This window comes from Dyella ginsengisoli LA-4, from assembly GCF_000334915.1.
GTDB lineage: Bacteria > Pseudomonadota > Gammaproteobacteria > Xanthomonadales > Rhodanobacteraceae > Dyella_A > Dyella_A ginsengisoli_A.
The window spans coordinates 31,580-55,179 of sequence record NZ_AMSF01000082.1; the positions used below are offsets into that span (position 1 = coordinate 31,580).

The 23,600-nt window shown below is 67.8% G+C and carries 23 protein-coding genes and 2 tRNA genes; 4 read left to right on the forward strand and 21 right to left on the reverse strand.

Going from position 1 to position 23,600, the window contains the following annotated elements:
• Positions 1-29: 29 nt before the first annotated feature.
• The 3 genes from pip to C693_RS0117720 are packed head-to-tail and all read right to left on the reverse strand — an operon-like array spanning position 30 to position 2,674.
• Positions 30-1,007, reverse strand: a complete 978-nt coding sequence (gene pip, locus C693_RS0117710) for a prolyl aminopeptidase (protein WP_017463621.1) — start codon at positions 1,005-1,007, stop codon at positions 30-32.
• A gap of 60 nt (positions 1,008-1,067) precedes the next feature.
• Positions 1,068-1,235: a hypothetical protein gene (locus tag C693_RS23870; RefSeq protein WP_017463622.1), complete on the reverse strand. Its 168-nt coding sequence runs from the start codon at positions 1,233-1,235 to the stop codon at positions 1,068-1,070.
• 41 nt (positions 1,236-1,276) lie between these two features.
• Entirely contained in the window at positions 1,277-2,674 is a 1,398-nt protein-coding gene (locus tag C693_RS0117720) for an FAD-binding oxidoreductase (RefSeq protein WP_017463623.1), read from the reverse strand.
• A 122-nt stretch (positions 2,675-2,796) separates the two neighbouring features.
• Between C693_RS0117720 and serA the strand changes: the two genes are divergently transcribed.
• Together serA and C693_RS0117730 are read left to right on the forward strand one after the other, a co-directional pair.
• Positions 2,797-4,029, forward strand: a complete 1,233-nt coding sequence (gene serA / locus C693_RS0117725) for a phosphoglycerate dehydrogenase (RefSeq protein ID WP_017463624.1) — start codon at positions 2,797-2,799, stop codon at positions 4,027-4,029.
• Between the two features lie 197 nt (positions 4,030-4,226).
• The gene (locus tag C693_RS0117730) at positions 4,227-5,828 is read left to right on the forward strand and encodes a methyl-accepting chemotaxis protein (RefSeq protein WP_017463625.1); all 1,602 of its coding nucleotides are present in this window, start codon (positions 4,227-4,229) and stop codon (positions 5,826-5,828) included.
• 61 nt (positions 5,829-5,889) lie between these two features.
• Here the strand turns inward: C693_RS0117730 and C693_RS0117735 are convergent.
• The 13 genes from C693_RS0117735 to C693_RS0117795 all read right to left on the reverse strand — a co-directional run bounded on the left by C693_RS0117735 (position 5,890) and on the right by C693_RS0117795 (position 18,224).
• Positions 5,890-5,966 (reverse strand) — tRNA-Pro (locus C693_RS0117735).
• A 51-nt stretch (positions 5,967-6,017) separates the two neighbouring features.
• Entirely contained in the window at positions 6,018-6,374 is a 357-nt protein-coding gene (locus tag C693_RS0117740; protein ID WP_017463626.1) for a MerR family transcriptional regulator, read from the reverse strand.
• Positions 6,355-6,654 carry an integration host factor subunit alpha gene (gene ihfA, locus C693_RS0117745; protein WP_017463627.1) on the reverse strand — a complete coding sequence of 100 codons (300 nt, stop codon included), beginning with the start codon at positions 6,652-6,654 and terminating at the stop codon, positions 6,355-6,357. Before ihfA ends, C693_RS0117740 begins: the two co-directional genes overlap by 20 nt.
• 1 nt (position 6,655) lies before the next feature.
• Positions 6,656-9,034, reverse strand: a complete 2,379-nt coding sequence (gene pheT, locus C693_RS0117750; protein ID WP_017463628.1) for a phenylalanine--tRNA ligase subunit beta — start codon at positions 9,032-9,034, stop codon at positions 6,656-6,658.
• A gap of 21 nt (positions 9,035-9,055) precedes the next feature.
• Complete coding sequence (gene pheS / locus C693_RS0117755) at positions 9,056-10,051, reverse strand: phenylalanine--tRNA ligase subunit alpha (RefSeq protein ID WP_017463629.1); 996 nt, start codon at positions 10,049-10,051, stop codon at positions 9,056-9,058.
• A gap of 103 nt (positions 10,052-10,154) precedes the next feature.
• The gene (gene rplT, locus C693_RS0117760; RefSeq protein WP_017463630.1) at positions 10,155-10,514 is read right to left on the reverse strand and encodes a 50S ribosomal protein L20; all 360 of its coding nucleotides are present in this window, start codon (positions 10,512-10,514) and stop codon (positions 10,155-10,157) included.
• 15 nt (positions 10,515-10,529) lie between these two features.
• Entirely contained in the window at positions 10,530-10,727 is a 198-nt protein-coding gene (rpmI, locus tag C693_RS0117765) for a 50S ribosomal protein L35 (RefSeq protein ID WP_017463631.1), read from the reverse strand.
• Between the two features lie 258 nt (positions 10,728-10,985).
• Positions 10,986-11,513: a translation initiation factor IF-3 gene (gene infC, locus C693_RS0117770; RefSeq protein WP_338390727.1), complete on the reverse strand. Its 528-nt coding sequence runs from the start codon at positions 11,511-11,513 to the stop codon at positions 10,986-10,988.
• A 45-nt stretch (positions 11,514-11,558) separates the two neighbouring features.
• Positions 11,559-13,460, reverse strand: a complete 1,902-nt coding sequence (thrS, locus tag C693_RS0117775) for a threonine--tRNA ligase (protein ID WP_017463633.1) — start codon at positions 13,458-13,460, stop codon at positions 11,559-11,561.
• Between the two features lie 248 nt (positions 13,461-13,708).
• The gene (locus C693_RS0117780; protein WP_017463634.1) at positions 13,709-15,046 is read right to left on the reverse strand and encodes a porin; all 1,338 of its coding nucleotides are present in this window, start codon (positions 15,044-15,046) and stop codon (positions 13,709-13,711) included.
• 157 nt (positions 15,047-15,203) lie between these two features.
• Entirely contained in the window at positions 15,204-16,124 is a 921-nt protein-coding gene (locus C693_RS0117785) for a glycine betaine ABC transporter substrate-binding protein (RefSeq protein WP_017463635.1), read from the reverse strand.
• A gap of 16 nt (positions 16,125-16,140) precedes the next feature.
• Positions 16,141-17,001, reverse strand: coding sequence for an ABC transporter permease (locus tag C693_RS0117790; protein WP_017463636.1), 861 nt, complete (start codon positions 16,999-17,001; stop codon positions 16,141-16,143).
• Positions 16,998-18,224, reverse strand: coding sequence for a quaternary amine ABC transporter ATP-binding protein (locus C693_RS0117795; protein ID WP_017463637.1), 1,227 nt, complete (start codon positions 18,222-18,224; stop codon positions 16,998-17,000). Before C693_RS0117795 ends, C693_RS0117790 begins: the two co-directional genes overlap by 4 nt.
• Positions 18,225-18,517: 293 nt before the next feature.
• On the opposite strand from C693_RS0117795, the gene C693_RS0117800 reads away from it, so the two are divergent.
• Positions 18,518-19,525 carry an NAD-dependent epimerase gene (locus C693_RS0117800; RefSeq protein WP_017463638.1) on the forward strand — a complete coding sequence of 336 codons (1,008 nt, stop codon included), beginning with the start codon at positions 18,518-18,520 and terminating at the stop codon, positions 19,523-19,525.
• A gap of 22 nt (positions 19,526-19,547) precedes the next feature.
• On the opposite strand, the gene C693_RS0117805 is transcribed toward C693_RS0117800, so the two are convergent.
• The 3 genes from C693_RS0117805 to uvrB all read right to left on the reverse strand — a co-directional run bounded on the left by C693_RS0117805 (position 19,548) and on the right by uvrB (position 22,294).
• On the reverse strand, positions 19,548-19,997 hold the full coding sequence (locus C693_RS0117805; protein WP_017463639.1) for a CopD family protein: 450 nt from the start codon (positions 19,995-19,997) through the stop codon (positions 19,548-19,550).
• Between the two features lie 121 nt (positions 19,998-20,118).
• Positions 20,119-20,193, reverse strand: a tRNA-Val gene (locus C693_RS0117810).
• A gap of 70 nt (positions 20,194-20,263) precedes the next feature.
• Positions 20,264-22,294: an excinuclease ABC subunit UvrB gene (gene uvrB, locus C693_RS0117815; protein WP_017463640.1), complete on the reverse strand. Its 2,031-nt coding sequence runs from the start codon at positions 22,292-22,294 to the stop codon at positions 20,264-20,266.
• A 156-nt stretch (positions 22,295-22,450) separates the two neighbouring features.
• Here uvrB and C693_RS0117820 point away from each other — a divergent pair, with 156 nt between their 5' ends.
• Complete coding sequence (locus C693_RS0117820; RefSeq protein WP_017463641.1) at positions 22,451-23,023, forward strand: GspH/FimT family pseudopilin; 573 nt, start codon at positions 22,451-22,453, stop codon at positions 23,021-23,023.
• An 89-nt stretch (positions 23,024-23,112) separates the two neighbouring features.
• On the opposite strand, the gene C693_RS24060 is transcribed toward C693_RS0117820, so the two are convergent.
• Together C693_RS24060 and C693_RS24120 are read right to left on the reverse strand one after the other, a co-directional pair.
• On the reverse strand, positions 23,113-23,313 hold the full coding sequence (locus C693_RS24060; protein WP_198506899.1) for a hypothetical protein: 201 nt from the start codon (positions 23,311-23,313) through the stop codon (positions 23,113-23,115).
• Positions 23,310-23,600: hypothetical protein (locus C693_RS24120; RefSeq protein WP_206740663.1), on the reverse strand; the 291-nt coding region annotated here is incomplete at its 5' end. The genes C693_RS24060 and C693_RS24120, both read right to left, overlap by 4 nt.

The following is a 23,600-nucleotide window of genomic DNA, read 5'->3' on the forward strand; positions in this document are numbered from 1 at the left end:
TTTTGCGGCGAAACGCTGCCGGGTGGAACTCAGGCCCGGTGCGCGACGGCCGCCCCGGCAAAGCGGTCGGTGGCCTCCACCAGCTCGTGCAGGATGCCCGGCTCGAACGCCGAGTGACCGGCGTCCTGCACGATGCGCAGATCCGCCTCCGGCCAGGCGCGATGCAGGTCCCAGGCGCTGCGCAACGGACACACCACGTCGTAGCGGCCCTGCACGATCACCGCCGGGATCCTGCGGATGCGATCGACATGGCGAAGCAACTGGTCGTCGTGCTCGAAGAAGCCGCCGTGCACGAAGTAGTGGCACTCGATGCGGGCGAAGGCCAGTGCGAATTCGTCTTCGCCGCTGGCGTCGATGTGGCCCTGGTCCTGCCACAGGAAACTGGTGGCCCCTTCCCACACCGACCACGCGCGCGCCGCAGCCAGCTGCCCGGCGCGATCGCCACCGGTGAGGCGGCGGTGATAGGCGCTCATCAGATCGCCGCGTTCAGCCTCCGGGATGGCCGAGAGATAGGTCTCCCAGGCATCCGGATACAGCGCGTCGGCACCCTTCTGGTAGAACCACTCCAGCTCCCAGCGCCGCAGCATGAAGATGCCGCGAAGCACCAGTTCGCTGACCCGGTCCGGATGGGATTCGGCATAGGCCAGCGCCAGCGTCGAGCCCCACGAGCCGCCGAACACCTGCCAGCGGTCGATGCCCAGCTGCTCGCGCAACCGCTCGATGTCGGCGACCAGGTGCCAGGTGGTGTTGTCGGTCAGCTCCGCGTGCGGAGTGGAGCGGCCGCAGCCACGCTGATCGAACAGCACGATGCGGTAGCGTGCCGGATCGAAGAAGCGCCGGCACTTCGGGTTCACGCCGCCGCCCGGGCCGCCATGCAGGAACACCACCGGTTTGCCGTTCGGATTGCCGCTCTGCTCGTAGTACAGCGTGTGCAGGTCCGATACCTTGAGGAAGCCGCTGTCGAACGGCTCGATCTCGGGATACAGCGAACGACGCTCCTGCGACATGCGGTGCTCTCCTTCCGGCGGATGGGGGCCGATTAGGCTAGCACGCAGCCGCCGTCGGGCTCATCGCGGTACGCGCAGCGCCGACTCCCGCAGCGCCTCGTCATGGCGTACCTCATCGGTTTCGGCCAGGTTCTCCGCTTCCAGCACCTGGGTGCCGGGCAACGGGTGGATACCGCCGTGCGGCGGGTGGGCGCCCTCGATGGACTCGGGGTCGACGGGTGTCTTCATGGTTGCTTCCTTGTCGGATCAGGTCAGGCCCTGAGCCGGCCCTAGATCGGCTCAGGTGCGAACAGCTTGCCGGGATTGAGTATGCCCTGCGGGTCGAACGCCCGACGCACGCCACGCATCAGCGCGATCTCCGCCGCGCCACGGGTACTGTCCAGATACGGGAGCTTGACCAGGCCGATGCCGTGCTCGGCCGAGATGCTGCCGCCGAACTGCTGCAGCGTGGCGGCCAGCCGCTTGGTGACCTGCTCGCACTGGGCGATGAAGGCCGCGTCGTCCAGGTCGTCCGGTTTGAGCACGTTGATGTGCAGGTTGCCGTCGCCGATGTGGCCGAACCAGACCACCTCGAACTGCGGGTACTCGCGGCCGAGCAGCTCCTGCATCGCCTGCAGGAAGGCCGGCACCGCGCTGATCCGCACCGACACGTCGTTCTTGTACGGCTTGCGCGGCGCCACGCTCTCGGTGATGCCCTCGCGCAGCCGCCACAGCGCGGCAGCCTGGGCCTCGCTCTGGGCAATCACCCCGTCGAGGATCCAGCCCTGTTCCACGCCCGCCTCGAAGGCGGCCAGCGCGGCCTCCTGCGCCGCCTCGTCGGCGGCGTCGAACTCGGTCACAACGTAGTACGGATAGTCGCCGTCCAGTGCGCGCTGGGCGCCGTGCGCCAGCACGTGGCGCAACGCCACATCGGTGAAGAACTCGAACGCCTGCAGCAACAGCCGCGACTGGAACAGCGCGAACACCTGCATCAGCGCATCCAGGTCCGGCAGCGCCAGCAGCATCACCTGCGCGGGCGGCGGCGGGTTGGTCAGCCTGACCGTAGCCTCGACCACGATGCCCAGCGTGCCCTCCGAGGCGATCATCAGCTGGCGCAGGTCGTAGCCGCTGGAGTTCTTGATCAGGCCGCGGTTGAGCTCGAGCCGCTCGCCGGCGGCGGTGACCACGGTGAGTCCGGCGATCCACTCGCGGGTGTTGCCGTAGCGGATCACCCGGATGCCGCCGGCATTGGTGGCGATGTTGCCGCCGATGGTGCACGAGCCGCGCGCGGCGAAATCGACCGGATAGACCAGCCCGTGCGCCTTCGCCGCGTCCTGCAGGGCCTGCAGGGGCATGCCGGCCTGCACGGTGAGCGTGCGGTCGACCGGGTCGAAGGCCAGCATCCGGTTCATCCGTTCCAGGCTCAGCACCAGCTCGCCGTTCGCCGCCACCGCGCCGCCGGACAGCCCGGTGCGCCCGCCCGAGGGCACCACGGCCACGCCGTGCCCGCTGGCCCAGCGCATCACCTCCTGCACCTCCTCCACGCTGGCCGGCAGCGCGATGGCCAGCGGCGCGGGCGCCCAGCGGCGGGTCCAGTCGCGGCCGTAATGCTCCAGGTCCGCCGCGTCGGTGAGCAGGCGCAGGGCTGGCAGGCGGGTGGCGAGATCGGCGAGTCGGGAATCGGTCATGGAGTCGTCCTGGCGCAGGCGGTTAGGGTGACATCGGGCCGCAGGCCGGTCCAGTGGTGCGGTGCCGCATTCCCGCCGCGGCTCTGGCATAGTGGTGACTTTCCCGCCCGTCCGGACCCGGCATGAAGACCTCGTTCCCGAAGCAAGACATCAAGGTGCTGCTGCTCGAAGGCGTCAGCCAGAACGCCGTGGAAACCTTCCGCCAGGCCGGCTACACGCAGATCGAGTACCACCAGAAATCGCTGCCGGAGGCCGAGCTGAAGGCCCGCGTGGCCGAGGCGCACATCGTCGGCATCCGCTCGCGCAGCCATCTCACCGCCGAGGTGCTGGCCGAGGCCAAGCGGCTGATCGCGATCGGCTGCTTCTGCATCGGCACCAACCAGGTGGACCTGCAGACCGCCAAGACACTGGGCGTACCGGTGTTCAACGCGCCCTACTCCAACACCCGCAGCGTGGCCGAGCTGGTGCTGGCCGAGGCGATCATGCTGCTGCGCGGCATCCCGCAGAAGAACGCGCTGTGCCACCGCGGCGGCTGGACCAAGTCGGCGCTGGGCAGCTACGAGGCACGCGGCAAGACGCTCGGCGTGATCGGCTACGGCCACATCGGCACCCAGGTCGGCGTGCTGGCCGAATCACTGGGCATGCAGGTTATCTTCCACGACATCGAGTCGAAGCTGTCGCTGGGCAACGCCCGCGCCGCGGCGAGCCTGGACGACCTGCTGGAGCGCTCCGACGTGGTCACCCTGCACGTGCCGGAGACGCCCGCCACGCAGAACATGTTCGGCGCCGCGCAGATCGCCAGGATGCGCAAGGGCGCGCTGCTGATCAACGCCTCGCGCGGCACCGTGGTGGACATCGATGCGCTGGCCGAGGCCTTGCGCACGGAGCACCTGGCCGGCGCGGCGATCGACGTGTTCCCGGCCGAGCCGAAGGGCAACGACGATCCGTTCGTCTCGCCGCTGATCGGCATGGACAACGTGATCCTCACCCCGCACATCGGCGGCTCCACGCTGGAGGCGCAGGACAACATCGGCATCGAGGTGGCGGCCAAGCTGGTGCGCTACAGCGACAACGGCTCGACCCTGTCGGCAGTGAATTTCCCCGAGGTGTCGCTGCCCGAGCATCCGCGCAGCCGCCGCCTGCTGCACATCCACCGCAACGTGCCGGGCGTGCTCTCGCGTATCAACGAGCTGTTCTCGGCGGGCAACATCAACATCGATGCGCAGTTCCTGCAGACCGACCCGGACGTCGGCTACGTGGTGATCGACGTGTCCGCCGACGAGGCCCAGGCCAGCGCGCTCAAGGACCAGTTGGCCGCGATCCAGGGCACGTTGCGCACGCGGGTTCTCTACTGACGCCGGTTGCCGGATGCCTGCCCCGCGAGGCAGGCATCCGGCACCATCCAACGGCGTATGGTGCCGCTACGGTCACTCGCCGGGAGCGCCGGAAACCGGGATCTGGTTCACGCGGGCAGGCCGTTCCTGGCCCCGGCATTCAAGTCCGGGGCAGTGCATGCCGATAGGCCGCCTCCCCCGCTTCCCTGCGATCTCCCATGCGTTTCCGCTTTCGCGACCTCCGTATTGCCGTACGGCTGAGCCTGCTTGGCCTGATCATGCTGATCGCCACCGCCCTGGTCGGCATCGGTGGCTGGCGTGGTCTGGTCCGGACCCACACCCTGCAGCAGGACTCCGCCAGGACTGCCGCGGCCTTTGCCGCTGCGGTCGACACGGCCCGCGTGGCCCAGGTGGATTTCAAGAAGCAGGTGCAGAACTGGAAGGACACGCTGCTGCGCGGCAATGACCCGGCTGCGTTCACCAAATACCACGGCGAGTTCACCTCCCAGAGCGACCGCGTGGACGCCGATCTGGCATCGCTGAAGAAACAGATGGCCGCGCTCGACCTGGACACCCGCGGCGTCGACGCCGCCCTGGCCACCCACGGCGAACTGCAGAAACGCTACGAGGAAGCCCTGCAGCATTACGACGGCCGCAAACCGGACAGCGTGCATGTGGTCGATGGCCTGGTCAAAGGCATGGACCGGCCGCCCACCGATGCGATCGACGCGCTGGTCAACGGCATGAAGACCGCGGCTACGGCGGCGAGCCGCCGCATTGACGGTCAGAGCGAGGACGCCTATCGCAGCGCCGCCCGGCTGCTGGCCATGGTCGTGCTTTGCTCGCTGGTCGCCTGTGCCGTGCTGATCTGGCTGCTGGCGTACAGCATCACCGCTCCGATCGGGCGTGCAGTGAAACTGGCCGAGGCGGTCGCCGAAGGCGACTTGAGCATGCAGATCGAAGCGACCACCCGCGACGAGACCGGCCAGCTGCTGGCGGCACTGGATCGCATGGTCGAGCAGTTGTCGGGCGTCGTGGGCACGATCCGCAGGGGCTCGAACGAAATCTCCGCATCGACCCGGCAGATTGCCAGTGGCAACCAGGATCTCTCTGCGCGCACCAGCGAGCAGGCCGCCGCACTGGAAGAGACCACCGCGTCGATGCAGGAATTTACCGGCAGCGTGAATGCGAATGCGCTGCGGGCCCGGGAGGCGAGCCAGATCGCAGCTTCCGCCTCGGACATCGCGCGCCAGAGCGGCATGGCAATGACCGAGGCGGTCGACGCCATGGCACGCGTGCAGGGCGTGGCTGACCGGATCGCCGAGATCACCGCAACGATGACCCGCATCGCCAGCCAGACCCACATCCTGGCCCTCAATGCCTCCGTCGAGGCCGCCCGCGCCGGGGAGGCGGGCAAGGGCTTCAGCGTGGTCGCGTCCGAAGTGCAGGCGCTGGCCCGCAGCTCGCGCTCGGCATCCGACGAGATCAAGGCGCTGATCGAGGAGTCGGTGGACATCATCGGCGGGGGCAGCCGGATGATCGGGCAGGCCGAGTCGATGGTAGGCCGGCTGCTGGACAGCGTCGGGCAAGTGGTTGATACGGTCGGCGCGATCGCCTCGCAGAGCCAGGAGCAGGCGGCAGGCATCCAGCAGGTCAACCGCGCGATCAGCCAGATGGACGAGGTCACCCAGAGCAACGCAGCCCTGGTCGAAGAGGCCGCCGCCGCCGCGGATGCGGTCCAGCAGCGTGCCCGCTCACTGGTCGACAGCGTGGCGTTCTTCAGGGTCCAGGACCATGGCGGACTGGCAAAGGCCGCCTGAGGGTCGATCCACGGAAACGGAAACGGCGCCCGAGGGGCGCCGTCTTCATGAAGCGGTTGATTGGTCGGGGCGGCCGGATTCGAACCGACGACCCTCTGCCCCCCAGGCAGATGCGCTACCAGGCTGCGCTACGCCCCGACGATCAAACAAGTCGGCAAGTCTAACAGCTTGCCCGGTGGTGCCGGAAGCCTAGCGGCGCAGCAGGCCGAGAATCTCCTCCAGCTCCATGCGCACCTGGCGCACGATCTGGTGGGACATGCTGGCCTCCATCCGCGCCTGCGGACCTTCCAGACGAGCGCGCGCACCGGTAATGGTGAAGCCCTCGTCGTAAAGCAGGGAGCGGATCTGGCGGATCATCAGCACGTCGTGGCGCTGGTAGTAGCGGCGGTTGCCCCGGCGCTTGACCGGATTGAGGGCAGGAAACTCCTGCTCCCAGTAGCGCAGGACGTGCGGCTTCACCCCGCACAGGTCGCTGACCTCACCGATGGTGAAATAGCGCTTGGCCGGGATGGCTGGAAGCTCGGTGTTATTCCCTTGGTCCAGCATAGCCCTCGACCCGCACCTTGAGTTTCTGACCCGGACGGAACGTCACGACCCTGCGGGCGGAGATCGGAATCTCTTCGCCCGTCTTCGGGTTGCGTCCCGGACGCTGGTTCTTCATGCGCAGGTCGAAGTTGCCGAAACCGGACAGCTTGACCTGCTCCCCCTTTTCCAACGCTTCGCGGACCACCTCGAAGTAGGCGTCCACGAACTCCTTCGCCTCACGCTTGTTGAGGCCCACCTCGAGGAACAGGCGCTCGGCCATTTCCGCCTTGGTCAGCGCCATTTCAACCCCGCAACCTTGCCTTGCATGACTTCTCCAACGCAGAGACCGCATCACGTACGCAGCGGTCCGCGTCGTCGTCGGTAAGCGTGCGTGAAGCGTCCTGCAAAATCAAGCCCATAGCGAGACTCTTTCGGCCGGCTTCGACCCCCTTGCCGCTGTACCGGTCGAACAGCCGGAGCTCGCGCAGCAGCCCGCCGAGGGTGGCACGGACCACCTGGTCGATCTGTGACCAGGCGACCGCTTCGGGCAGATCCAGGGCGATATCCCGACGCACCGCCGGGAAGCGCGCCACTGCTGCGGCCCGCGGCAGGCGACGAGCCAGCAGCGGCTCCAACGCCACCTCGAGTACGTGCACATCGGGCCCCAGGTCCAGCGCCTTGGCCAGTTGCGGATGCAGCGCCCCCAGGTAACCGGCCGTCACGCCATCGCGGGCGATACGGGCACCACGCCCCGGATGCAGCCACGCGGGCAGGTTGTCGGTGTGAACGGCCCAGCGATGCGGTTCGCCGCCCCAGGCGATCAGGGCGTCCAGCTCGCCCTTCAGGTCGAAGAAATCGAACGGGCGGCTCGGCTCGCCCCACTGCTCGGCACGGGCGCTGCCGCAGGCGGCGATCGCCAGGCTCGGCGTCTCCACCGGCGGGTCGCCGGCGCCGAACACCCGGGCAAGCTCGAACAGGCGCACGCGCTCCTGCTGGCGGGCTCGGTTATGCCGCAGGGCCTCGATCAGCCCCGGCAGCAGCGACGGCCGCATCACCGCCAGGTCCGCCGAGAGCGGATTGGCCAGCGGCACCAGATCGCGTTCGAAGCCCCAGCGCGCCAGCAGCTCGGCCGGCACGAAGGACAGGTTCACCGCCTCGAAGTAGCCGCGGGCGGCGAGCTGCTCGCGCACGGCGAGCTCGCCGAGCCGGGCCTCCGGTTCCGGCGACAGCGCCAGCGCGCCGGCCGGCGTGTGGGTGGGGATCCGGTCGTAGCCGTGGATGCGGGCCACTTCCTCGATCAGGTCTTCCTCGCGCTCGATGTCGAAGCGGCTGCTCGGGGCGGTGACCGACCAGCCGTCCGCGGTCGCCGTCACCTGCATGCCCAGCGCGGTGAAGATGCGCGCCACCTCGGCATCGTCGACGACGATGCCGAGCACGCGGCGCAGCCGGTCGCGACGCAGCGGCACCGGCGCAGCCTGCGGCAGGTCACCAGCGCGTTCGGCCACCAGCACCGGGCCGGCCCGGCCGCCGACGATGGACAGCAGCAGCTCGGTAGCGCGTTCCAGTGCGCGCTGCGGCAGCGCTGGATCGACGCCGCGCTCGAAACGGTGCGAGGCGTCGGTGTGCAGCCCGAGCTTGCGCGCCTTGCCCATGATCGCGGCGGGCGCGAAATGCGCGGACTCCAGGAAGACGTTGGCGGTGCCGTCGGTCACGCGCGAGTCGAACCCGCCCATCACGCCCGCCACGGCCAGTGCCTTCGCCTCGTCGGCGATCACCACGAAGGACGGATCCAGCACGGCCTCGCTGCCGTCGAGCAGCCTGAGCGTCTCGTCGACGCGGGCGTGCCGGACCACCACGTCGCCGCTGAGCGCATCGTTGTCGAACGCGTGCATCGGCTGGCCCAGCTCGAGCATCACGTAGTTGGTCACGTCGACCACGGCGCTGATCGGGCGCAGGCCGGCGCGACGCAGGCGCTCGGCCATCCACAGCGGCGTGCGCGCGGTGGCATCGATGCCCTCGATGACCCGGCCCAGGTAGCGCGGCGCATCCTTGCCGGCCTCCAGCCGGATGCCGCGACGGGCATCGCTGGTCACCGCCGCTGGCGACTGCGCCGGCACCTTCACGTGGCTGCCGAACAGCGCCGCCACGTCGTGGGCGAGGCCGACCAGGCCGAGGCAGTCCGGCCGGTTCGGGGTGAGCTTGAGTTCGAAGCTGGCGTCCGGCAGGCCGAGGCAGGCCGCCAGCGGCTGGCCGACCGGGGCGTCCAGCGGCAGCTCCAGCAGGCCGGAGGCATCGGCGTCGACGCCCAGCTCCTTTGCCGAACACAGCATGCCGGACGAAGCCACGCCCCGGAGCTTGGCGGTCTTGATGCTGATGCCGCCGGGAAGGGTGGCGCCGACCGTGGCCAGCGGCACCTTGATGCCGACGCGCGCGTTCGGCGCGCCGCAGACGATCTGCAGCGGCTCGCCCTGCCCCGCATCGACGCGGCAGACCTGCAGGCGGTCGGCTTCCGGATGCTTTTCGGCGGCGACGATCTCGGCCACGACCACACCGTCCAGGCCCTCGCCCAGTGCGGTGAGTTCCTCGACCTCCAGCCCCGCCATGGTCAGCGCGTGGGCCAGTTGGGCGCGGTCGGCGCGAATCTCGACCAGCTCGCGCAGCCAGTTCTCGGAGAATTTCATCGTTGTGGGTTCCTTGCCGGCTTACGCGAACTGCTTGAGGAAGCGCAGGTCGTTCTCGAAGAACGCGCGCAGGTCGGAGACGCCGTAACGCAGCATCGCGAAGCGCTCCACGCCCAGGCCGAAGGCGAAGCCGGTGTAGCGCTCCGGATCGATGCCGCAGTTCCTCAGCACGTTCGGATGCACCATGCCGCAGCCGAGCACCTCCAGCCAGCGGCTCTGGCCATCCTCGGTCTCCCAGCGGATGTCGACCTCGGCCGAGGGCTCGGTGAACGGGAAATAGCTGGGACGGAAGCGCATCTCGAAGTCGCGCTCGAAGAACGCGCGCACGAACTCGGCCAGCGTGCCCTTGAGGTCGGCGAAGCTGGAGGTCTCGTCGACCAGCAGCCCTTCGATCTGGTGGAACATCGGCGAATGGGTCTGGTCCGAGTCGCTGCGGTAGACCTTGCCCGGCGCGATGATGCGGATCGGCGGCTGCCGGCCCTGCATCGAACGCACCTGCACCGGGGAGGTGTGGGTGCGCAGCAGGCGGCCGTCGCCGAAGTAGAAGGTGTCGTGCATGGCGCGCGCCGGATGGTGCGGCGGGAAGTTCAGCGCTTCGAAGTTGTGCCAGTCGTCCTCGATCTCCGGGCCGTCGGCGCGCTGGTAACCCAGCCGCGCGAAGATCGAGGCGATGCGCTCGAGTGCGCGGGTGATCGGGTGGATACCGCCCCGTTCACCGTCGCGGCCGGGCAGGCTGACGTCGATGGTCTCGGAGGCGAGGCGGCGGTCCAGTTCGGCCTGTTCCAGCATTGCCTTGCGGGCAGACAGCGCGTCGGCGAGCCGCTCCTTGACGCGGTTGACCTCGGCGCCGCGCGCCTTGCGCTCGTCCGGCGCCAGCGCGCCCAGTGATTTCAATGCGGCGGTGACGATGCCGCTCTTGCCGAGCAGGCCGACGCGCAGGGCGTCGAGCGCGTCGAGCGAGGCAGCGCCTTCGATATCGGCCAGCGCCTGCGCGGCGCGGCGGTCCAGATCGTCCATCGATGCGATTCCGGTGAGTGCCCCAAACAAAAACGGGGAGGAGGCGTTGGCCTCCTCCCCGCTTGCTTTACATCATATCGTCGGCGCGCGAGCGCCTCGACGATCAAGCGGCCAGACTGGCCTTCGCCTTTTCCGCGATCGCGCCAAAGGCCTTGATGTCGTGGACGGCAATGTCGGCCAGCACCTTGCGGTCGACCGTGATGCCGGCCTTGGCCAGACCATTGATCAGGCGGCTGTAGGACAGGCCGAACTGACGGGCAGCGGCGTTGATACGCACGATCCACAGGGCGCGGAACTGGCGCTTGCGCTGCTTGCGGCCGATGTAGGCGTACTGACCGGCCTTGATGACGGCCTGGTTGGCAACGCGGAAGACCTTGCGACGGGCGTTGTAGTAGCCCTTCGCGCGGCCGATGATTTTCTTGTGACGACGACGGGCGGTAACGCCACGCTTAACACGAGCCATGGTTCGTCTCCTGCCTTAGAGGTACGGCAGCATGCGGGCCACCGACTTGGTGTCGCACGCTTTCACGTGGTTGGTGGCACGGAGACCGCGCTTACGCTTGGTCGACTTCTTGGTCAGGATGTGCGACTTGAACGCGTGGCCTGCCTTGAACTTGCCGGATGCGGTCTTGCGAAAACGCTTCGCCGCCGCCCGGTTGGTCTTGATCTTGGGCATGGGAATGCTTCCTGGGTGGGCTTGTGGGCCCGGTTTCTGACTGAGCCGGCGGTGGCCCGGTGAGCCACGCTTTCCATCCTGCCGGGATCGGTGCACGACCCGTCCTGGTGGGTCGAACCGGCGATTATACGGGTGACCGGGAGCATTTGCCATAGCCGCGCGGCACCCGACACGATCACCCCGCCGGTCATGCCGGCGGACGCGAAAACGGCCGGGAATCCCCGGCCGTCCTGCCTTGCCTGGTCCGATGGACCGGGCTTACTGCTTCTTCTTCGGGCCGATCATCATGACCATCTGGCGGCCTTCCAGGCGGGGGAAGGACTCGACCTGGCCATTCTCGCCCACGTCTTCCTGGATCCGCTTGGCCAGCGCCTGGCCGAGATCCTGGTGGGACATTTCGCGACCGCGGAAGCGGATGGTCACCTTGACCTTGTCGCCCTCTTCCAGGAAGCGGAGCATGTTGCGCAGCTTGATCTGGTAGTCGCCGATGTCGGTGACCGGGCGGAACTTCACTTCCTTGATTTCGACCTGTTTCTGCTTCTTCTTGGCGGCCGAAGCCTTCTTCTGGGCCTCGAACTTGAACTTGCCGTAATCCATGATGCGGCAGACCGGTGGGTCGCCGTTGGGCTGGATCTCGACCAGGTCGAGGCCGAATTCCTCGGCAGCACGCAGCGCCTCATCACGCGTGAGGATGCCCATCTGCTCGGAATCCGGACCGATGACTCGTACCCGCGGGACGCGGATCTCGAGGTTGCGGCGGTTGCCCTTAGTGTCGGTGGTAGCGATACCACTATCCTCCAGAAGATGTTTCGGTTGACCGGGTGGAGCGCCTCAGCGCTCCACTTCGGCCTTCAGTCGCTCGACGAAAGCGGCCAGCGGCATGCTGCCCAGATCTTCGCCGGAACGGGTACGCACGGAAACGGCGCCGGCCTCCTTCTCGCGATCACCCACGACAAGCAGGTACGGCACCTTCTGCAACGTATGCTCGCGGATTTTATAGCCGACCTTCTCGTTGCGCAAATCGGCCTCCACCCGGAAACCTTTGTCGACAAGGGTTTGCGTCACCTCGCGGACGTAGTCGGCCTGGGCGTCGGTGATCGAGAACACCGCCGCCTGCACCGGGGCCAGCCATGCCGGCAGCAGGCCGGCATGGTGCTCGATCAGGATGCCGATGAAGCGCTCCATCGAGCCGACGATGGCCCGATGCAGCATCACCGGATGGCGGCGCTGGCTGTGCTCGTCCACGTACTCGGCACCCAGCCGCTCCGGCATCATGAAGTCGACCTGCATGGTGCCGACCTGCCAGGCACGGCCGATCGAGTCCTTCATGTGGTACTCGATCTTCGGGCCGTAGAAGGCGCCCTCGCCCGGCAACTCTTCCCACTGGACGCCGGCCGAGCGCAGGGCCGCGCGCAGGGCCTCCTCGGCCTTGTCCCAGACCTCCTCGGCGCCGATCCGCTTCTCCGGACGCAGGGCGATCTTCAGCGCGATGTTGTCGAAGCCGAAGTCGGTGTAGACCTGCATCGCCTGCTGGTGGAAGGCGGTCACCTCGGGTTCGATCTGCTCGGGGGTGCAGAAAATATGGCCATCGTCCTGGGTGAACGCGCGCACGCGCATGATGCCGTGCAGCGCGCCGGAGGGCTCGTTGCGATGGCAGCCGCCGAACTCGCCGTAGCGGATCGGCAGGTCGCGGTAGCTGTGCAGCGAGTGGTTGAAGATCTGCACGTGGCCCGGGCAGTTCATCGGCTTCAGCGCGTAGGTGTGCTTCTCCGACTCGGTGAAGAACATGTTCTCGGCGTAGTTGTCCCAGTGGCCGGACTTCTTCCACAGCGACACGTCCAGCACCTGGGGGCAGCGCACCTCCTGGTAACCCGACTTGCGGTACACGCCGCGCATGTACTGCTCCACCTGCTGCCAGATCGCCCAGCCCTTCGGGTGCCAGAACACCATGCCGGGACCCTCTTCCTGCTGGTGGAACAGGTCGAGCGCCTTGCCGATCTTGCGGTGGTCGCGCTTCTCGGCCTCTTCCAGCTGGTGCAGGTAGGCCTTCAGATCCTTGTCGTTGAGCCAGGCGGTGCCGTAGATGCGGCTGAGCATCTGGTTGTTGGAGTCGCCGCGCCAGTAGGCGCCGGCGACCTTCATCAGCTTGAACGCGCGCAGCTTGCCGGTGTTGGGCACGTGCGGGCCGCGGCACAGGTCGGTGAACTCGCCCTGCGAATACAGCGACAGCTCCTCGTTCGACGGGATCGACTCGATGATCTGCGCCTTGTACTCCTCGCCGAGGCCGCGGAAGAACGCGATCGCCTCGTCGCGCGACTTCACGCTGCGGGTCACCGCCAGCTGCTCGTCGACGATCTTGTGCATCTCCGCCTCGATCTTCGGCAGATCCTCCGGGGTGAAGGGCCGCTCGTAGGCGAAGTCGTAGTAGAAGCCGTTCTCGATCACCGGACCGATGGTCACCTGCGCGCCCGGGAACAGCCGCTGCACGGCCTGGCCCATCAGGTGCGCGGTGGAGTGGCGCAGGATCTCCAGCGCCTCCGGGCTCTTGTCGGTGACGATCTGCAGGCTGGCGTCACGATCGATGAGGTGGCTGGCGTCGACCAGCTTGTCGTCGACCTTGCCGGCCAGGGTGGCCTTGGCCAGGCCGGCGCCGATCGAGGCGGCCACGTCCTGCACGGTGACGGGATGGTCGAACGGCCGCTGGCTGCCGTCGGGAAGGGTGATCTGGATCATGTCGTTGAACCACGGGCAATAAAAAAGGACGCCGCGCGCCCTTTTCGTCGAACGGAAACGGTGGCGCGGAAGGTCAGCGGGGGGGCCGGATAGTCTCCATGTCGCACGCTCGACCGGCAGTTGCCTGCGGGCCACCTTGTCGTTGAAGGAATCGCGGCAAAGCTAGCCCGGCCCCGGCAGGCTGTCAACGCCGCCGGACGCCGGGGCCAGCGGCGGACCGCTCCCGGAGACCCCGGCCCGCCGGTCCGTCAGAAATAGAAGCCGAGATTGATGTTGAAACGGTGCTCGACCTCGCCATCGCCGGCCATGCTGCCGCCGATGAACGGCTGGTTGCGGCCGATCACGTAATCGAAATACGTGTACAGGTCACCGGCGGAGACCCCCACGCCCAGCACGTTCATGAAGGTGCTGGGAAGCATCCCGGACTTGTGGGTGACCATCGAGTAGTCGTTGTAGAAGTCCAGGCCGTGGATCGGCCCCCATTTCACCGGCTGGTGGTACTTCACGTTGAACGTGTAGGAGTCCGCCCGCGCGGCGATGGTGTCGTAGAAGTGGTACGCACCGACCGCCAGCCGGGTCGCGCCGCTGTCGGTGTGGTAGCCGTAGTGCGCGGCCTGGGCCTGCACGTTCCACTGCAGGTAATTGGCGTTCAGATGCACGGCATAGGCGCTGTAGTGCCCTATCCGCGAGGTCGCCCCTTCCAGGCCTCCGTGCAGCGCCGAGGCGCCCAGCTCCAGCGACAGGTCGTCATCGGGGTGGAAGGTGTAGGCCACGCGCGCGGCAGCGGTGTTGGCGCTGCCCGCCGGCTGTCGCGGTGCGTCGTAGATGCCCTCACCGGGGGCGCGCACGCCGAGCACGTTGTAGGAGTAGCTGTCGGTGCGATTGCTGACATAGCCGTCGACGCCGCCCATCGCGTCGTTCTTGAAGAAGGCCAGCTGCACGTTCCACGGGCTGCCCGCGTACACGTACTCGACACCGGCGTGGTAGGTGTCCTCCAGCCCGAGGTAGTAGTTCGAGCTGAAGAAGTAGTTGTGCGAGTCGTACGGCTGGTTGCCGAACGGGATGCGGGTGATCCCCGCCTGGATCTGCGAATGCTTGCCGAAGTCGTAGCCCAGCCAGGCGTACTTGATCGCGCTCATGTACTGGAACCAGCGCCACTCCGCCTGCAGCTCGATGTTGTCCACCTTGCCGCGCAGGTTGAGCCGGAAGATGTCGAAGTCGGTGTCGCCGATGCGGCGGCGGTTGCCGTGGTTGTAGTCCTCGTACGAGTACTGGAAGCGCATCGCACCGCCGACGTGGATGCCGTCGGCGGAGGCATCGGCGGCCTTGGCCAGCTTGTCGACTTTCGCCGCCTGCACCTGCCGGCTCGTCGCCGCCTGCGACCGTTCGCTGGCCGCCTGGGCCTGCGCCTGCTTGAGCTGGAGCAGTTCCTTCTGCAGCTCGTCGATGCGCGCCTGCATCTGCGCGATCTTCTGGTCGACCGCCGTGGCCGGCGGGGCGGACACGTCGGTACCGGCCCGGGCCGGCAGCGACGCGGTCGCGCACAGCGTCGCGAGGATCGCTGCCCTGATCGGATGAATCGTCATGGTCGTCCCCTGGTTGGGAGGGAGTTCCGCGCCCCTGGACGCGCGGACCGGTTCGCCGCGTCGGCACGCAACCACCAAGCATCAGCGCGTGGCGACGCCCCCGGCATGGTCGGTGGCGGCAGGGCCCGGGCCGCCATCGACCCGGGCGCGAACGGGCTCAGTGGCTCCAGCCGGCCACCACGTCGGCGTGCTGCCGGACCCACTGCTTCGCCACCTCGTCCGGCCTGGCGTCCGGCTCGCGGTCGGCGTCCATCACCTGCTGCATCTGCTCCGGCGTCCAGTGGAAGCCGTCCAGCACCGCGTAGGCGTCGGGCGCATCCTGCTTCAGCCCACGCCGCGCGAGGGTGTCGATGTCCTCGGCCGTGCCATAGATGCCCTTCGGATCGGCCAGATACTTGAGCTTGAAGCGCGCCCACATCCAGTGCGGGGTCCAGCCGGTGACCACGATCCACTGATGATTGTCGATCGCGCTCTTCAGCGCCGCCGTCATCGTGGCGCCACTGCCGTCGATCAGCTTGAGCGGCAGCTTGTACTGCTCGACCACCTGCTGGGTCAGCCCCATCTCGCCGGCCCCCGGGTCAATGCCGACGATGCGCCCCTGGAACTGCTCGGCGTGGTCCGCCAGCTGCGGGATCGAATCGATGGTGACGTAGTCCGGCACCACCAGGCCGAGCCGGGTGCCGACCAGGTTCGGGCCGAGGTTGTCGAGCTTGTCCCTGGTCCGGGCGTAGTAGTTGGCCTGGGTGCTGGGCAGCCAGGCGCACACCGTCGCATCGGCGTCTCCGTCGGCCACCGCCGCGTACATGGCCGCGGCGCTGACCGAGACGGTCTGCACGTCGTAGCCCTTCTGCTCGAGCGCGGCGCGCGCCACGTTGGTCGCCGCCACGCAGCTGGACCACTCCACGTAAGCGAGCTTGATGTCCTTCTTGCCGAGGCCGGGGGCCGCCGCCGACGTGGCGGAGGACGCGGGGGCACCGGCGCCCTGCGACGAGGGCGCCCCGGACGGCGAGCAGCCGGCCGCGGCGACGGCCAGCGCGAGAACCGGCACGTACCGGCCGAAACGGGGTTTGATCTTCATGGATCGTCTCCTTTGACTACTTTCCGGCAGACGCCTGCGAACGACGCCCGATGCGTTGGGTAATGCGGTCCAGGATCATCGCGAGGATGACGATGGCGATGCCCGACTCGAAGCCCTTGCCCGGCTCCAGGCGCTGGATCGCCTTCCAGACCTCGCCGCCGAGCCCGCCGGCGCCGATCATCGCGGCGATCACCACCATCGACAGGGCGAGCATGATGGTCTGGTTCACGCCGGCCATGATCGTCGGCACAGCCATCGGCAGCTGCACCTTGAACAGCTTCTGGCGCGGCGAGGAACCGAAGGCGTCGGCCGCCTCGATCAGGTCCGCGGGCACCTGCCTGATGCCCAGCGCGGTCAGCCGGATCGCCGGCGGCATCGAGAAGATCACCGTGGCGACGCTGGCCGACACCGCGCCGAGCCCGAAGAACGGGATCGCCGGGATCAGGTAGACGAACGCCGGCATCGTCTGCATGAAATCGAGTACCGGCATCACCACCCGCGACGTCCGCTGGCTCAGCGCCGCCCCGATACCCAGCGGCAGGCCGATGACCACGGCGATCAGGGTCGACATCAGCACCAGCGTGATCGTCTCGAGGGTCGGCTCCCACAGCCGCAGGTTCCACAGGAACAGCAGACCGAGGGCCGACAGGATGGCCACGCGTCGACCAGCCATGCGCCACGCCAGCGCCGCCACGGCGAGGATCAGCAGCCAGGGCGGCAGCCACTCGAGCCCGGCGACCACCCCGTCGATGGCCACCGACGTGGCGTGGCTGAGCGCCTTGGTGATGAACGAGAAATGGCTGGTGAGCCAGTCCAGCGCCACGTCGATGAGGTGCGCCAGCGGGAACTTGGGAATCTCCGGAATCAGCAGGCTCATGCGGCGGCACTCCCCGGCTCGGCGTCCGGCGACGAAGCCGTCTCGCGGCCGCTCTCGGCCAGCGCCGTCAGCAGCCGCGCGCGGGTCACCACGCCCAGCAGCTTGTCCTGTGCATCGACCACCGGCGTGATGTAGCGCCATGCGGCCATCACGTTGATGATCCCCATCAGCGGCTCGTCGGGCGATACCGCCGGCGCCTCCTCGACCAGCCCCTCGATCGACGTGGCCCCGGACTTCACCGCCTCGGACACCCGCTCCAGGCTGATCGCGCCGAGCAGGGTGTAGTCGCGCCGCACCACCAGGATGCTGCTGAAGTTCTCCTCGGACATCTTGTGCAGCACCGTGCGCGGACCGTCCTGCGGGAATGCCACCACGCGGGCCCGCGACAGCACCGAACGGGCGGTGAGCACGCGCGACATGTCCACGTTCTCGACGAAGCGCTCGACGTACGCGTTGGCCGGGTTGTTGAGGATCTCCTCGGGTGTGCCGATCTGCACCACCCGGCCGTCCTTCATCAGCACGATGCGGTCGCCGATCTGCAGCGCCTCGTCCAGGTCGTGGGTGATGAAGACGATGGTCTTCTTCATGCGCTCCTGCAGCGACACCATCTCGTGCTGCATGTCGCGACGGATCAACGGATCGAGCGCACTGAAGGCCTCGTCCATCAGCAGGATGTCGGGATTGACCGCCAGCGCGCGCGCCAGCCCCACCCGCTGCTGCATGCCACCGCTGAGCTGGCCGGGGAAGTTGTCGCCCCAGCCCTTCAGGCCGACCAGCTCCAGCGCCTCCTCCGCGCGCCGGCGCCGCTCGTCCGGCTCCACGCCCTGGATCTCGAGTCCGTAGGCGGCGTTGTCCGCCACCGTGCGGTGCGGAAACAGCGCGAAGTGCTGGAACACCATGCTGATCTTGTGCTGGCGGAATTTGAGCAGCTGCTCGCGGTTGTAGGTGGTGATGTCCTCGCCATCGACGTAGATGTGGCCGCGGGTCGGCTCGTTGAGCCGGTTGAGGCAGCGGATCAGGGTCGACTTGCCGCTGCCGCTCAGGCCCATCACCACCAGCAGCTCGCCTTCGCGTACCTCGAAGGACACGTCGGCGATGCCCACCGCATGGCCGGTCTTCTCGCGCACGTCGGCGTTGCTGACGCCCTGCGCGACCATCTTCAGCGCCTGCTCGGGGCGAGGGCCGAAAATCTTGGTCAGCCGGTCGACTTTGATCTTGATCATGGGTGCGTCGCTCCCGCTCCATGTGAAGGCGGTGACCCCGCGGAAGGCGGGGTCGGGACGCAAGGCAGACAGCCTGACGGGGCCGGACACTCGAATGAGTGGGCCTTGCGTCGCGGATGTAGTGATCTTTTTACCTTAGTCGCTCGGGCGCGAAGGCTCAACCCGCGCGGGTCGCGCAGCGGCCTGCACGAGCACCATGGGCACCGCCTTCGAAGATCCCCGCATGCCGCTCGCGGCGACGGTGCGATGGCGCCAGCAGTTAGACTAGGCGGGATCCAGTACCGGACTTTCCCATGCGCATCCTCGTCACCGGCTCGGCCGGTTTCGTCGGCGCCGCGCTCGTCGAACGCCTGCTCGCGCGTGGCGACGAGGTGTGCGGCATCGACAACCACAACGACTACTACGACCCCGCGCTGAAAGAGGCGCGGCTGGCGCGCTTCGCCGGTCACCCGCGATACCGGCACGTGCGTGCGGACATCGCCGACCGCGACGCACTGCAGGCAGCCTTCGACGCGTTCGCACCCGAACGCGTGGCGAACCTCGCTGCCCAGGCCGGCGTGCGCTACTCGCTGCAGAACCCGCAGGCGTACATCCAGAGCAACCTGGTCGGCTTTGGCAACATCCTGGAAGCCTGCCGGCATGGCGGCGTGCAGCACCTGGTCTACGCCTCGTCCAGCTCGGTCTACGGCGCCAACCGCAAGCTGCCGTTCGCGGTGGAGGACGCGGTCGACCATCCGGTCAGCCTGTACGCGGCGACCAAGAAGGCCAACGAGCTGATGGCGCACACCTACAGCCACCTCTACGGCCTGCCGACCACCGGCCTGCGCTTCTTCACCGTGTACGGCCCGTGGGGCCGGCCGGACATGTCGCCAATGCTGTTCGCCGACCGGATCAGTCGCGGCGAGCCGATCGACGTGTTCAATTTCGGGAACCACAGCCGCGACTTCACCTACATCGACGACATCGTCGAAGGCGTGATCCGCACCCTCGACCACCCGGCGCAGCCGGATCCGTCCTACGACCCGATGCAGCCGAACCCGGGCACCTCCGCCGCACCCTACCGGGTCTACAACATCGGCAACGACCAGCCGGTGCAACTGCTGCGCTTCATCGAGCTGATGGAGCAGGCGCTGGGACGCACGGTGGAGAAACGCCTGCTGCCGATGCAGCCGGGCGACGTGCCGGATACCTGGGCAGACGTCTCGGCGCTGCGGCGCGACGTGGGCTACGCGCCGAACACCTCGATCGAGGACGGCGTGACACGCTTCGTCGCCTGGTATCGCGACTACTCCGGACGCTGACCGGTCAGCCGCCGGGCGGGACTCAGAACGGCTTGGCCAGCACCAGGTAGATCACCGCCAGCAGCAGCAGCACCGGCGGCTCGTTGAACCAGCGCAGCGCCCGCGACGCAGGCAGCGGGCCACCCTTCTCGCTGCGCTTGAGCAGGCGGCCGGCCCAGATGAAATAGGCCAGCAGCACGGCCACCAGGGTCAGCTTGGCGTCGATCCAGTGCATGCCCGCCACCACGTTCGGCAACTGCCGAGGAAACACCCGCCACCCCTGCCAGAGCGCCAGTCCGAACACGAAGGCGATGCCGAACATGCTGTGCCCGAACCTGTACAGCCGCCGCCCCATCAGGTGCAGCCGCGCCCGCACCGCCGCGTCGTCACCCGCCTCGGCCACGTTCACCAGGATCCGCGGCAGGTAGAACACCGTCGCCATCCAGGCGATCACGAACAGCAGGTGCAGGGACTTGATCCACAGGTAGGTCATCGCATCGGCTCCGGGACACGTCGGCAACGGGCAAACAAAAACGGCGCCGACCTCGCGGGCGGCGCCGTCTTGCTGGATCCTGCTTCGACCGCCCCGGCAGGAACCGGGACCGTCGGCATCTTGGTGGGCGGTACAAGGATCGAACTTGTGACCCCTACCATGTCAAGGTAGTGCTCTACCGCTGAGCTAACCGCCCAAGAGCCGCGAAGTATAGCCAAAGCCCTGAAACCGGCGCAACAGGGCCACGCCCGGACCGGCCAGACCGGCTAGCGCAGCGCCTGCTCCCGCAGCTTGCCGATCTGGTCGCGGATCCGCGCCGCCTCCTCGAACTCGAGGTTCTGGGCGTGCTTGTACATCTGCCCTTCCAGCTTCTTGATCGCCGCCGACAGCTGCTGCGGACTGAGCGATTCGTAGCCCGCCGCCGGCTCGGCCACCGCCTTGTCTCGGTCGCGCCCGGCACCGCGCTTGCCCCGTCCGCGGGCCGGCGCCTCGCTGCGGGCGCCCTCCATGATGTCGGCGATACGCCGGACCACGGTCTGCGGCGTGATGCCGTTGGCCGCGTTCCAGGCGATCTGCTTTTCGCGGCGGCGCGCGGTCTCGTCCATCGCCGCCTGCATCGAACGGGTCACCTCGTCGGCGTAGAGGATCGCCCGGCCGCGCACGTTGCGGGCGGCGCGGCCGATGGTCTGGATCAGCGAACCGGTGGAGCGCAGGAAGCCCTCCTTGTCCGCGTCCAGCACCGCGACCAGCGACACCTCGGGCATGTCCAGGCCTTCGCGCAGCAGGTTGATGCCCACCAGGACGTCGAACTCGCCCAGGCGCAGGTCGCGGATGATCTCGCTGCGCTCCACCGTCTCGATGTCCGAGTGCAGGTAGCGCACCTTGATGTCGTGCTCGGCCAGGTACTCGGTGAGGTTCTCGGCCATGCGCTTGGTCAGCGTGGTGACCAGGGTGCGGTCGCCCATCGCGATCTGCTTGCGCACCTCGCCGAGCAGGTCGTCGACCTGGGTGCGTACCGGCCGCACCTCCACTTCCGGATCGACCAGGCCGGTCGGGCGCACCACCAGCTCGACCACCGCATCGCCGGACTTCTGCAGCTCGTAGTCGCGCGGCGTGGCCGACACGTAGATCGCCCGCGGCACGCGCTGCTCCCATTCCTCGAAGCGCAGCGGGCGGTTGTCCATCGCCGACGGCAGGCGGAAGCCGAACTCCACCAGCGTCTCCTTGCGCGAACGGTCGCCCTTGTACATGGCACCGAGCTGCGGAACGGTGACGTGCGACTCGTCGATCACCAGCAGCCCGTCGGGCGGCAGGTAGTCGAACAGGGTCGGCGGCGGCTCGCCGGGCAGGCGGCGGGTCAGGTGGCGCGAGTAGTTCTCGATGCCCTGGCAGTAGCCGACCTCGGCCATCATCTCGATGTCGAAGCGGGTGCGCTGGTCCAGCCGCTGCGCCTCGAGCAGCTTGTTGGCGGCGTAGAGCTGGTCCAGCCGCTCCTTCAGTTCGACCTTCACCGTCTCGATCGCGTTGAGCACGCTCTCGCGGGTGGAGGCGTAGTGCGTGCGTGGGTACACCGTGTAGCGCGGCACCTTGCGCAGCACCTCGCCGGTGAGCGGATCGAACAGCGCCAGGTTCTCCACTTCGCCGTCGAACAGCTCGATCCGCAGCGCCTCGGTTTCCGATTCGGCCGGGAACACGTCGATGATCTCGCCGCGCACGCGGTAGGTGCCGCGGCGCAGCTCCATCTCGTTGCGGCTGTACTGCAGCTCGGTGAGCTGGCGGATCAGCTGGCGCTGTTCGATGCGCTCGCCGCGGGCGAGGATCAGTCGCAGCGACAGGTAGTCCTCGGGATTGCCCAGGCCGTAGATCGCCGACACCGTGGCCACGATGATCGAGTCGCGCCGCGACAGCAGCGCCTTGGTCGCCGCCAGCCGCATCTGCTCGATGTGCTCGTTGATCGAGGCGTCCTTCTCGATGAAGGTGTCCGAGGCGACCACGTAGGCCTCGGGCTGGTAGTAATCGTAGTAGCTGACGAAGTACTCCACCGCGTTGTGCGGGAAGAACTCCTTGAACTCCCCGTACAGCTGCGCCGCCAGGGTCTTGTTCGGCGCCATCACGATGGTCGGCCGCTGCACCCGCTGGATCACGTTGGCGATGGTGTAGGTCTTGCCCGAGCCGGTCACGCCCAGCAGCGTCTGCGCCGCCAGCCCGGCCTCGAAGCCCTCGCTGAGGCGAGCGATCGCCTGCGGCTGGTCGCCGGAGGGCTGGTAGGGGGAAACAAGCTCGAATCGTTCGGTCATGACCTGACAGCATGCGGGCAGCGACGCGCATTTTAAATTGCCCCTGCTGACAGCCTGCGTCAGCAGCCACCCACGGAACCGCCATGGACGCGACGGCATGCGCGATACCGCGCAGTGCCTACCCTGTGTCCGGTCACCCGCCCGATGGAGCCCGCCATGGACCGGCAGCCCACGCATGCAGGACAGCTTCGCCGTACACGAACGTCGCAGGGCTGGACCCTGATCGAGCAACTGATGGCCCTGGCCATCGTGGCCGTGCTGGCGACCGTCGCATTACCCTCGATGGGCGACATGCTGGCCAGGAGCCGGCTGCAGAGCGCCCAGATGGACCTCATGGCCGGGCTGCAGCATGCCCGCTATATCGCCGTCTCCCGGGGGTTGCCGGCAGTGTTCTGCCCGAGCAGGGACGGCTCGGACTGTGTACGCACTTCCCGCTGGGAAAACGGCTGGCTGATCGGAATGGACCGAAACGGCGACAACCATCCGGACCAGGCGGCGATCGTCACCGGGCCCCACGCGCCGGCCGGGATGCACGTGAGGAGCAGCGTCGGGCGATACCGGGTGCGCTTCCATCCGGACGGAAGCGCCGCGGGGACGAACCTGACCATCACCCTGTGCCTGCCGGGACGTGATGCGAAAGCCCTGAACGTGGTGGTTTCCAACGCGGGTCGGGTGCGCGGTGAAAGGGCATCCGACGCCCAGACCATGGCGTGCATCGGCAGCACATGAAGCTGCCTGACCCGCCCCGGCGCGGACGGGAACGTCGCGACCGGCGGCTGAAGGCTGCGGCCATCCCGGGCCGCAGCTGCCCGGGCGACTCAGGCCTTGACGTTGAGCAACCGGCCAACCGCCTGGCCGGAGAGATTGACGGATGCCTGCGGGGGCGATGCCGTGGCGGCTGCGGCGGCGCCGCCATCATCCTGATCGCCATCGTGATCGGCCATGCCTGCCGCTTCGGCGGACTCCGGCCGGCTTGCGGCAGGGGTCGGGAAATTCGAGCCAACGGATGAAACGTTCATGCAAAACCTCCAATTGCCAGGGAGCGGAGCGAAAAGGCTCCATGACCGGCGTCGGCCACCTCAAGGGTAACTTGAGCACCCCCTCGACATTTCGCAAATTGCTGTGAAATCAGCCGTGTAAGAGCATGAACTTGCGCCACTCTGGATGGATGAGCGCCCCTCATCGCATCGAGCGCAGCTTCCATCGCACGAAGCTGAATAGGCGACGCCCCCCCACTTTTGAGTAGCACCGTGGTTTGGAGTCCAATCCCCCAACTGATGGAGATTGGACGTGAAAAAGCGCTTTT

Bases quoted from the DNA above. Each gene is read 5' to 3' on its own strand.
- C693_RS0117795 (WP_017463637.1), bottom strand. From the start codon at position 18,224: ATGATCAAGATCAAAGTCGACCGGCTGACCAAGATTTTCGGCCCTCGC.
- C693_RS0117805 (WP_017463639.1), bottom strand. From the start codon at position 19,997: ATGACCTACCTGTGGATCAAGTCCCTGCACCTGCTGTTCGTGATCGCC.
- C693_RS23870 (WP_017463622.1), bottom strand. From the start codon at position 1,235: ATGAAGACACCCGTCGACCCCGAGTCCATCGAGGGCGCCCACCCGCCG.
- C693_RS0117790 (WP_017463636.1), bottom strand. From the start codon at position 17,001: ATGAGCCTGCTGATTCCGGAGATTCCCAAGTTCCCGCTGGCGCACCTC.
- rplT (WP_017463630.1), bottom strand. From the start codon at position 10,514: ATGGCTCGTGTTAAGCGTGGCGTTACCGCCCGTCGTCGTCACAAGAAA.
- rpmI (WP_017463631.1), bottom strand. From the start codon at position 10,727: ATGCCCAAGATCAAGACCAACCGGGCGGCGGCGAAGCGTTTTCGCAAG.
- C693_RS24060 (WP_198506899.1), bottom strand. From the start codon at position 23,313: ATGAACGTTTCATCCGTTGGCTCGAATTTCCCGACCCCTGCCGCAAGC.
- C693_RS0117730 (WP_017463625.1), top strand. From the start codon at position 4,227: ATGCGTTTCCGCTTTCGCGACCTCCGTATTGCCGTACGGCTGAGCCTG.
- thrS (WP_017463633.1), bottom strand. From the start codon at position 13,460: ATGATCCAGATCACCCTTCCCGACGGCAGCCAGCGGCCGTTCGACCAT.
- C693_RS0117800 (WP_017463638.1), top strand. From the start codon at position 18,518: ATGCGCATCCTCGTCACCGGCTCGGCCGGTTTCGTCGGCGCCGCGCTC.
- pheT (WP_017463628.1), bottom strand. From the start codon at position 9,034: ATGAAATTCTCCGAGAACTGGCTGCGCGAGCTGGTCGAGATTCGCGCC.
- C693_RS0117785 (WP_017463635.1), bottom strand. From the start codon at position 16,124: ATGAAGATCAAACCCCGTTTCGGCCGGTACGTGCCGGTTCTCGCGCTG.
- serA (WP_017463624.1), top strand. From the start codon at position 2,797: ATGAAGACCTCGTTCCCGAAGCAAGACATCAAGGTGCTGCTGCTCGAA.
- C693_RS0117740 (WP_017463626.1), bottom strand. From the start codon at position 6,374: ATGCTGGACCAAGGGAATAACACCGAGCTTCCAGCCATCCCGGCCAAG.
- C693_RS0117820 (WP_017463641.1), top strand. From the start codon at position 22,451: ATGGACCGGCAGCCCACGCATGCAGGACAGCTTCGCCGTACACGAACG.
- C693_RS0117720 (WP_017463623.1), bottom strand. From the start codon at position 2,674: ATGACCGATTCCCGACTCGCCGATCTCGCCACCCGCCTGCCAGCCCTG.
- uvrB (WP_017463640.1), bottom strand. From the start codon at position 22,294: ATGACCGAACGATTCGAGCTTGTTTCCCCCTACCAGCCCTCCGGCGAC.
- pheS (WP_017463629.1), bottom strand. From the start codon at position 10,051: ATGGACGATCTGGACCGCCGCGCCGCGCAGGCGCTGGCCGATATCGAA.
- ihfA (WP_017463627.1), bottom strand. From the start codon at position 6,654: ATGGCGCTGACCAAGGCGGAAATGGCCGAGCGCCTGTTCCTCGAGGTG.
- C693_RS0117780 (WP_017463634.1), bottom strand. From the start codon at position 15,046: ATGACGATTCATCCGATCAGGGCAGCGATCCTCGCGACGCTGTGCGCG.
- pip (WP_017463621.1), bottom strand. From the start codon at position 1,007: ATGTCGCAGGAGCGTCGTTCGCTGTATCCCGAGATCGAGCCGTTCGAC.